Below are 5427 nucleotides of genomic sequence, written 5' to 3'. Positions count from 1 at the left end.
GTGGCAATCTGCTTGCCTACGGCGTCTTCGACCTCGATGCAGCCGGGGAGTCAAAGCTCTTGGCTCGAGGGAGGTATACCGAAGGTGCCGTCTCGTCCGATGTAGAGGCCGGTCAGATCACCGAATACGTAGCCCATTCCTGGTACACGGAGGCAAGCGGCGGACTGAACCCCAGCGTGGGTGTCACGGAGCCCCTCGCAGCGAAGCCGGGAGCTTACTCTTGGCTCAAGTCACCGAGATACCTGGACAAGGTCCACGAGGTGGGCCCGTTGGCGAGGATGTGGGTCAACGGCGACTATCGCAATGGCATCTCGGTGATAGACAGGGTTGCAGCCCGCGCTCTCGAAGCCCAGAAGGTCGCCAACGCTATGGAGGGCTGGCTGGGTGAACTCGTGCCAGGAGAGCCGGTCTACGCAGAGAGCCCCGTCCCCAACATGGCGACGGGGATAGGCCTTACCGAGGCGCCGCGCGGGGCCCTGGGACACTGGATCGCGGTGGACGACGCCAAGATCTCGCGCTATCAGGTGGTCTCGCCCACGAACTGGAACGCCTCACCTCGGGATGACGCGGGCCAGATGGGCCCCATTGAGCAGGCTTTGCTCGGCACCCCCGTGGCCGACTCGAATCAGCCCATCGAGCTGCTGCGGGTCGTGCATTCCTTTGACCCCTGCCTTGCCTGCTCCGTGCACATGGTAAGAGCGGGGGGTGACGCAAAGCGATTCGCAGTGACCTCCTAGCAAGGCGTTGGCGGACACGTGAAACCGAAGGGGCCTCTACCCGCCTTGGAAGAAGAACCAGGCCACGGCGAATCTCACGCGCGCCGTCCGGTGCTTGTATTGGGCATCGGCAATATTCTCCTGCGCGACGAAGGCATCGGTGTGCGCGTCGTCGAGACGCTACAGACCATGGAATTGCCCAGCACGGTCGAAACCCTTGACGGCGCGACTGCTGGCATCGACCTTCTCGACGCCTTGGCCGACCGTCGGAAGGTCATTGTCATCGATGCTGTGCACGCTGACGGACCGCCGGGGACGGTGTTGCGGTTCTCGCCCGATCAGATTGGGCCTCAGCAGCACGTAGCTCTTTCCTTGCACCAAGTGGGCTTTCTCGAGGCGCTGAGGGCGACGCGGGTCATCGGGTGTCCGCCAGAGCAGGTGGTGATCTTCGGTATCAGGCCAAAGACAGTGGAGTACGGCTTGCAGCTGTCGGAGCAGATCTCTGAAGCGATTCCGAAGCTCATCGAACTGGTGATGTCGGAGCTGGAAACCTGAAGCTCGGCGTGCTTGTCAACTGCGGGTGAGGCTAGCCTGGAGCAGGGCGGGTGCCCGGCCATGCTGCTCAATCATCTCGATCCAGGGCGCGGCGCTCTCGGCTGCCGCGTTCGGGGCGCCAAGCGGAACTGGCATGGAGGTCTGTGCTGCATCTGTTGTTGTCATCGTCCCCGCGCTGGTGATGGGGCGCAGTGGGCCGGCAGGCACCGCCGATCACGCCCGCTCAGACGCGGTTTCGATTCCCACTCGGTAGCCAGAACGTCCTGGCATCGAAATCTGCCACCTCATCCACGGTTAGAGAAAGTTACGATCTCAGGCCGTTTTCCTCCACCACAACCTTACGCTCGAAACCTCTCTCCTGGAGAATCGAGAGCGCAGGGCCTCCATGCCCTGATGGGCAATTCACGCGCACGATTCGCCTGATTCTGGCATCCGGAGGCCACCAGAAGCTGTGGACTTGGTGGCCCCTGCTCGGCTGCAAATGCCCCGAGAATGGCGTCCATCCTCTCTCTTTCTCCAAGAGCGGTAAACTTTGCCAGACTCGTCGACAGTCTCAGTCCCCGGCTTAGGGAGAACCGATTCCGACATCACAAATCGCCGGGTTCGAGACTCAGGGGTCGGCATACTTCAAACGCCCGGCCGGCATACGCGGAGCCGCTTCGGCACGGGCCAGTCGCGTCCGGCCTGCAGGCTGGCCTCGGGAATGCGTTTGACGACCACACACCGGGTGTGGTATCATCCGCGCCAAGTTGCGCAGCAGTCTCTGACTGCCGCGCTATCCAAAACACGTTTCAGTAAGGAGACCGTCTGTGAGGAAAACCATTCTCGGAATTCTCGTCGTCTGTGGACTTCTCGGCATCGGCCTTGCCGGGATTGCCATGGCCAACAGTGCAGTCGATAGCGATGAGCCAGCCATGATGGTGTCACCTAGCATGATCGTCCTGGCCAAGGTCGATGCCGTCACGGTCCACACGAATATCGTGGCCTCTAGTGTTGAGTCCGGTTCGATTGACCTGGACGGTGCCGCGCCGATCGGTGTCGGGGTTGACAGTTGCGGCGACATCGTACTCAAGTTCGCGGTCGCCGATCTGGATCTAGAGCCTGGCCTGGTGACATTGACGCTGAGCGGAGACCTCAAAGACGGCAGCAGCTTCAGCGCGACCGATGTGGTCTCGGTGAAGTAGTCGCAACGCGCACCAGCCCGAACGGCAGTGCCAAGACGCTACTGGCGTTCCAAGTGGCCTTCGGGCGACTCAATCTGCCATCTCAGGGAATCGGGTGATCTGTAGGTCCGTGTGCTCCGAACTGCACGGGAGCTACGCTCTTGCACGGAAAGGATGTGATCACCCGTGAGGTCTGGAGTCCCGTTAACCGTGCTGGTTGCACTGTGCCTTGCAGTCACCGGGGCCGCTTAGGCGATCTGCACGCAAGCCGAAGGGCAGATTCCACGATCGATTCCTCGGCTAACCAGCTAACGTTAGCAACCTCTGAGGCCGCTGTGGCGGTGCAGGTTGTCCGTGTTGAGTTGGCCTGGGACACCGGTTTGACGGCCCAGATGGCGTACTGCGCCCGGCGGATTTAGGCGAGGCGGCGGGAGCGGCCCTCGTTACGGGACAGAATGGTCCTGTCAGATCGCAATGAGATACCTCTCGGCTTGCCTCTGATCCAACCGTCACCTCCAGGCGCATTCCATTCGGCGCTCCTCACCGCTTGATGTCTGCTCCGCTCACAGGGCAGCCATCCTGGCGCGCAGAACAGCGCTGCAGATTCAGACATTGGTGGCAAAGCGCGAGCGCTCTCGAAGGCTCGCGCGGACGGAACAAGATGCAGTAGCGCGGACACGGGACCTCTGCCTTAGCGACTGATCGGCCGCGCGTTTGCTGACGACCACCAAGACGACCAAGGGGGTGGCCTTACGCTAGGCAGCGCGCGGGAACACCTGAAGGTCCGCTCTTGCTGGTCTCGCAGCCGCCTGACTGCGCCAGATACTCTCAGTTCGTGTCTTTCTTCTTGAAGGGTGCCTTCACGACGACCTTGACGCCCTCGATGGTGCCTGACGCGACGCCGCTCACGGCATTGACCGCAGCCTCACCCACTTCCTTGGCGCCTTCCATGGCGCCCGTAGCAGCGGCCGAGGCGGCATCCTCGGCGTCCAGACCAGCCGCCTTGGCTGCCTGGATAGCCCCCACAACGGTCTGTCGAGTCACCTCCGTAACATCGCCCCCGACCTCACCGGTAGCCTTGACCAGGCCGGACGCTGTTGCGCGCACTGCTTCCACAGCGTCGGCGCCGACTTCTTGAGCGCCTCGCACACTCCCCCTGATCGCACCTTTCGCCGTCTCGCCCAGGTCACCACCGATATCCTTCGCGCCCATTATCGCACCATGGGCCACGCCGACGGCCGCGCTTTCGACGCCGAGCGCAGTCTCCTTGGTGGCAGACACGACGCTGTGTGCGAGAGTGGCGGCGGTTTCGGCGACATCGCCGCCAACCTGCCCCGTGCCCTTGACGGCGGCCCGCACCGCATCGGATACGACACCGACCGTCACTGTCGTACCTTCCCCAACCCCCTTTATGACACCAATCACGGCTCCTTTGGCCACCGCGCCTGCCTCGCCGCCAACTTGTGCTGCCGCCTCAAGCGCGCCTGTGACAACATCCGCCACTAGCCCTGAGGCAGCCTTGCCGACATCGGCAATTCCTCCAAGTGCCGCTACCGTTGCGCGTCTCGTCTCCTCTACCGTGGCACTCACGACGTCACCTGCTCCGCGCACGATTCCCACCAATGCGTCTCTCACGCTCCGCCCGATGTCTCCGATAGCCATCTTCGATCCTCCTTAGCAGCAACGGCCTTTCACACATGGGGGCTCGAGAGCAATCCGCCGCTCATCAGAATGAGTTTCCGCCATGTGCTCGGCTTCTACCGCGTCGGCCATCATCCTGTCTGTGTTCTCTGCCATTCATTACTCGTGATCATCGACTCACGCGAGTACGAGATGGGCCGCGCGGACATGTCTGGCGATGTCCACGCCGTAAGGGCATTTCGCAGTGCAAGCACCACAGTCATCACACAGCTTGCCCGATGCTGCTGCCGGTATGGCGCGATACTCGGCGCGCGCGAACTGCGGCGCTCCGGCCTGCGCATAGTAATAAGCGAAGGTGCGCATGACGTCGAACACACTGATGCCGCGCGGGCACGATGGGCAGTCCCCACACAGTACGCAGCTCTCGCCGCGGCACGACGCGAGGTGCTGCTCGAGCTCGGCCTTCTCAACCTTGGTTGGCACGCTTGCCGCCGCTGCCAGGAACGCCTCCAAGAGTTCGAATGTCAACATCCCTTTGACCAGCGTGCTCACGCTCGTGTCGGCCAGGACCTGCTTGAGCGCCGTCTGCATCTGTGTCACCGCATTGGGCTGAATTCCGGCCATCGTCTTCATCGCGACTACGCCCAGCTTCTTCTTCTCCGCCTGATCCAGGACCGGTCGCAGCGCCGCGCGTGCCTCCGGCGACGGCACGTAGGACGGCATCAGCACTTGCCAGAATCCTGCCTCCACCGCCGCCTGCATGGTCGGCGCGACATTGCTGTGCGTCGTGATGCCGATGAAACGGGCCTTGTTGCGCTGCTTGACTTGGCGGAAGAACTCCAGGTGCTGGCGGTCTCGTGCCGCATCAGGCGAGTTCAGAGGGAAGAACAGAATGTCAACGTGGTCTGCCCTGAGCGCCTCGAGCGACCGGTCGAGGTACTCCCAGTCGGCGCGCCCTGCACGCTCGTACTTCAGGCCCAGAATGAGCTTGTCCCGCCGCCCAGCGATAGCGTCCGCGACGCGATCGAGCGTCCCGTAGCCTTGTGCACAGTGGATGAAGTTGATGCCCCGAGCGAGTCCCGCCTTCAGCACGTTGGTCTGGGCACCGATTCCGCCCATGGTGAAAGGCGTGACCCTCAGCCCGGTGCTCCCCAGCTTACGCAGCACAGGCACGGCGGGACTACTGGCCTGTGCAGCAGCAGATGCGCATCCCGCCATCGCAGCGCCGAGGCCGCTCGCGGCCGCTGCCGCCTTAGCCGAGTCAGCGAGGAAGTCCCGCCGGGTAAGGCCCACTTGGCGCCCCTTCGGTTGTGAAGTTTCATTCTTTGCCACAGTTCCTACCTCCATGTGGC

General features: G+C 62.8%; 5 protein-coding genes. 3 read left to right on the top strand and 2 right to left on the bottom strand.

Annotation, left to right across the window (positions count from 1 at the left end; genetic code table 11):
* The 3 genes from JSV65_01925 to JSV65_01915 all read left to right on the top strand — a co-directional run.
* Positions 1-737, top strand: a 737-nt coding sequence (locus tag JSV65_01925; protein UCH35135.1) for a nickel-dependent hydrogenase large subunit, incomplete at its 5' end; no start/stop codon positions are given.
* A 45-nt stretch (positions 738-782) separates the two neighbouring features.
* Positions 783-1271, top strand: a complete 489-nt coding sequence (locus JSV65_01920; protein ID UCH35134.1) for a HyaD/HybD family hydrogenase maturation endopeptidase — start codon at positions 783-785, stop codon at positions 1269-1271.
* Between the two features lie 809 nt (positions 1272-2080).
* Positions 2081-2455 (top strand): hypothetical protein, encoded by a 375-nt coding sequence (locus JSV65_01915; protein UCH35133.1) that lies wholly within the window; start codon positions 2081-2083, stop codon positions 2453-2455.
* A gap of 807 nt (positions 2456-3262) precedes the next feature.
* Here JSV65_01915 and JSV65_01910 read toward each other — a convergent pair.
* A complete protein-coding gene (locus tag JSV65_01910; GenBank protein UCH35132.1) occupies positions 3263-4096 on the bottom strand; it encodes a hypothetical protein in 834 nt (277 codons plus the stop codon).
* Between the two features lie 156 nt (positions 4097-4252).
* Positions 4253-5248 carry an aldo/keto reductase gene (locus JSV65_01905; protein UCH35131.1) on the bottom strand — a complete coding sequence of 332 codons (996 nt, stop codon included), beginning with the start codon at positions 5246-5248 and terminating at the stop codon, positions 4253-4255.
* Positions 5249-5427 lie beyond the last annotated feature (179 nt).

The organism is Armatimonadota bacterium (assembly GCA_020354555.1).
In the GTDB taxonomy this organism is placed as follows: domain Bacteria; phylum Armatimonadota; class Hebobacteria.
Note: the sequence above shows the minus strand (reverse complement) of the source record. Positions and strands in the feature narration are given on the sequence as shown.

Bases quoted from the DNA above. Each gene is read 5' to 3' on its own strand.
- JSV65_01910 (UCH35132.1), bottom strand. From the start codon at position 4,096: ATGGCTATCGGAGACATCGGGCGGAGCGTGAGAGACGCATTGGTGGGA.